The 3,491-nt window shown below is 64.3% G+C and carries 4 protein-coding genes and 1 pseudogene; all 5 read right to left on the reverse strand.

The window, feature by feature from the left end:
- Nucleotides 1-390 (reverse strand): annotated as a pseudogene (locus tag FBR05_15035) (phosphonate ABC transporter, permease protein PhnE).
- Nucleotides 391-455: 65 nt separating this feature from the next.
- A complete protein-coding gene (gene phnE / locus FBR05_15040) occupies nt 456-1,259 on the reverse strand; it encodes a phosphonate ABC transporter, permease protein PhnE (GenBank protein MDL1873494.1) in 804 nt (267 codons plus the stop codon).
- Nucleotides 1,256-2,080, reverse strand: coding sequence for a phosphonate ABC transporter ATP-binding protein (gene phnC / locus FBR05_15045; GenBank protein MDL1873495.1), 825 nt, complete (start codon nt 2,078-2,080; stop codon nt 1,256-1,258). Before phnC ends, phnE begins: the two co-directional genes overlap by 4 nt.
- Nucleotides 2,081-2,091: 11 nt before the next feature.
- Nucleotides 2,092-3,045, reverse strand: a complete 954-nt coding sequence (gene phnD / locus FBR05_15050) for a phosphate/phosphite/phosphonate ABC transporter substrate-binding protein (GenBank protein ID MDL1873496.1) — start codon at nt 3,043-3,045, stop codon at nt 2,092-2,094.
- A gap of 198 nt (nt 3,046-3,243) precedes the next feature.
- Nucleotides 3,244-3,491: fructose-bisphosphate aldolase (locus FBR05_15055; protein MDL1873497.1), on the reverse strand; the 248-nt coding region annotated here is incomplete at its 5' end.

Raw genomic sequence — 3,491 nt, forward strand, 5'->3', positions numbered from 1 at the left:
GCCCACCGAGCGCAGCGCGATCGCCAGGATGCCGGCGAGCAGGCCGGGGCCGAGGATCGAAACGAGGAGCAGGGCCCAGATGACGGAGTTGATCGAACGGGAGGCGACGATGAGGAACATGGCGATGGGCCTTAAGACCCACAGACTTGGCGTCACGTTGCGCGCCGCGAGGTAGGAGACCGGGATCGCCATCAGCACACCCAGGGCCGTGCCCAGGGTCGCGATGTTGATCGTGTCCCAGAGCGGCTTGAGCAGGATCGGAAAATAATCCCACTTCGGCGGGAACATCCGGCCGCCGATCTCGGCGATCTGGCGCGGCGAGTCCTTGACGAACTCCCAGATCGTGTTCTCGTTCATCGCCTTCCAGCAGTAGACGGTGACGGCGACCAAGAGCAGCCAGGCGAACCAGGCCAGCAGCGATCGGGTGGTCGTCCGCCTTTTCCAGACCGGTTGGCTCATTGCGCCCTCTTTCGGACAAAGGCCGAGGCGTACTCCAGGGCGATCACGATCGCGATGATCAGCAGGAGGATCCCCGCCGCCACGTCGAACTCGTAGCGCTCGATGGCGGTGTTCAGGGTGGCTCCGATCCCGCCGGCGCCGACGATGCCGACCACGGCGGACTCGCGGAAGTTGATGTCGAGCCGGTACATGCAGAGGCCGACGAAGCGGGGCATGATCTGGGGCTGCACGCCGTAGTTGAAGGTCTGGCCCCAGGAGGCCCCCGTCGCACGGATCGCCTCGACCTGCGCCGGGTCGATGTCCTCGATGGCCTCGGCGATGAGCTTGCCGAGGAAACCGATGGTGGCGACCACGATGGTGAGAAAGCCCGCGAAGGGCCCGAAGCCGAACATGGCGACGAAGAGGATCGCGATGATCACTTCCTGAAAGCTGCGCGAAAAGGCGATGACCGTCCGGCAGAAAAAGTAAACGACCGGATGCGAGATGTTTTTGGCGGCGCCCAGGCCAAAGGGGACCGAGATCAGGATCCCCGCCACGCTGGCGACGACGGTCATCGTCAGGCTTTCCTTCATCCCGATGACGATCTCTTCCCATCGCGAGCGGAGGTCGGGATGGAAAAATCCCGAGAGAAAGGCCCAGCCGCGCTCCAGGCCCACGGTCATGCGGCCCCAGTCGAACTCGATGTCGCGGACGGCCAAGGCTAAATAAACCGCGATCAAGACGTAGAGGCCGTAGCGCTTGACCGGGCTGGGGATCAGCTTGGGTTTGGTCCAGGTTGTCGGGTAAGTCGCCTCGCTCATGACGCCTCGAGAACTTTTTCCACCTTCAGGGTCTCCTGCTCCCCGGCGCCCTCCTCGTCCTCGGAGCGCTCGGTCTTGGCCCAATCCTCCTCGCCGTAGATCCGGGTGAGCACCTCCGGCGTCAGGCCTTGGGCCGGGCCGTCGTAGACGATCCTGCCGGCCTTGAGCCCGACGATCCGCGGCAGATAGGCCTGGGCCAGCGGCACGTCGTGGATGTTGACGATGGCGGAGAGCCCGCGCTCGGCGCAGAGCTCGCAGATCAGGCGCATGATCTGCCGCGAGGTCTTGGGGTCGAGGCTCGCGGTGGGCTCGTCGACCAAAAGCAGGTCGGGATTTTGCAGCAGGGCGCGGGCGATGCCGACGCGCTGGCGCTGGCCGCCGCTCAGGGCGTCGGCGCGCTTGTTGGGGAAGGCGCCCAGCCCGACGCGGTCGAGGATCTTGAAGGCCTCGGCGACGCTTTCGCCGGGGAACTTGCGAAAGAAGCTCTTCCAGAAACCCACGTAGCCCAGGCGCCCGGAGAGGACGTTCTCCATCACGGTCAGACGCTCCATCAGGGCGTGCTCTTGGAAGATCATCCCGATGCGCCGCCGCGCCTCGCGCAGCCGGCGCTTGCCAAAGCGGGTGAGGTCCTCGCCGTTGAGCCGGATGCTGCCGGAGCTGGGTTCGACCAACCGGTTGACGCAGCGGATGAGCGTGGATTTGCCCGCACCCGAGGGGCCGATCAATCCCACCAGCTGGCCCGCGGGCACCGCGAGGCTGACGTCGGTCAGGGCGAGATCGCCGGTCGGGTATTTCTTGGTGAGCTTCTCGATCTCAAGCATGGGGCCCCGGCCTACTTGCAGGCGTAGCTGACGTTCATGGTCGCGTCGATCTGGCGGACGATGTCCCAATGGGTCTTGTAATTGATCTCCATGAACTTGGTCACGCCCTGCTGGGAGAATTCCTTGGCCAGCTCGGAGCCCGCCCAGGGAAAGGTGAAGAAGGCTTGCTTGATCTTGGCGGCCAGTTCCGGCTTCAGGTTGTAAACGGTGCCGTAGCTGGTGGTGGGAAAGGTCTGCGACTTGTAGATCGAGACGATCTGGTCCTGCTTGACGACGCCGCGCTGGATCATCCGCTTCATGACCTCGTTGGCGACGGCCGCCGCGTCGTAGTCCTTGTTGGCGACACCCAACACCGAGTTGTCGTGCTTGCCGGAGAACACCGGGGTGAAGTCGCGGCTCGCGATCAGGTTGAACTGCTTGCTGAGCAGGGCCGAGGGCGCCTTGTAGCCCGAATTGGAGGACTCGGAGGTGAAGGCCAGCTTCTTGCCCTTGAGATCCTCGACCTTGGCGATGCCGCTGCCCGGATAGGTGATGATCTCCATCTCGTAGCCGAAGGCGTTGTTGTCGCCCGCCATCATCGCGAAGGGCACGTAGCCCGCGCAGTTCACGCCGAGCGGCGTCCCGCCGGTGTTGAAGCCCGCGACGTGCAGACGGCCGGCCCGCATCGCCTCGATCTGCGCGGCGTTGGACTGCACGGGGAAAAAGACGACCTTCTTGCCCGTGACCTTTTCCATGTGCTTGAGGAAGCCGTCCCAGACCTTGGCGTAGACGGCGGGATCCTCGACGGGAGTGTAGGCGAAAATCAGCACGGGCGGATCGATCAGCTTGCTCGGATCGGCCGGCGCGTCGGCGAGCAGGTCGCCGTTGGCATCCTGGTACTTCGCGTCCAGGGCCCGAGCGGGGGCGGCGAACATCAGGGACAAGGCAAGCGCACAAGTGAATCCGAGGGAAATTCCTTTTCGCATAACTCTCCTTAGCCGGCACAGCCCATACCGAATCCGGGCCGGCGCCGCAATCGACATTTATTCGATTAGGTCCTTTTGCCCGAGGGCTTGGCGGCGCCGCCACGGGCCTGTGACATTTCTGAAAACTCGACGGAGCGCGGCACGTCGGCGAAGGTCCTCGCAGGTGAAATGGTACAGATTTTCGCGTCGGGAAGGACCCTAGGCGACGGTCACCTGCTTCGAGAGATAAACGTCCTGAATCGCGTTCAGCAACTCGACGCCGTCCTTCATCGGCTTCTGGAAGGCCTTGCGTCCCGAAATCAGGCCCATGCCGCCGGCGCGCTTGTTGATCACCGCGGTGCGCACCGCCTGGGCCAGGTCGTCCTTGCCGACGGAAGCCCCGCCCGAGTTGATCAGGCCGGCGCGCCCCATGAAGCAGTTCAGGACCTGATAGCGCGTCAGGTCGA

This window comes from Deltaproteobacteria bacterium PRO3 (assembly GCA_030263375.1).
Lineage (GTDB): Bacteria > UBA10199 > UBA10199 > DSSB01 > DSSB01 > DSSB01.

Excerpts from the sequence above, each read along its gene's own strand:
- phnE (MDL1873494.1), bottom strand. The coding sequence starts at position 1,259 with ATGAGCGAGGCGACTTACCCGACAACCTGGACCAAACCCAAGCTGATC.
- phnC (MDL1873495.1), bottom strand. The coding sequence starts at position 2,080 with ATGCTTGAGATCGAGAAGCTCACCAAGAAATACCCGACCGGCGATCTC.
- phnD (MDL1873496.1), bottom strand. The coding sequence starts at position 3,045 with ATGCGAAAAGGAATTTCCCTCGGATTCACTTGTGCGCTTGCCTTGTCC.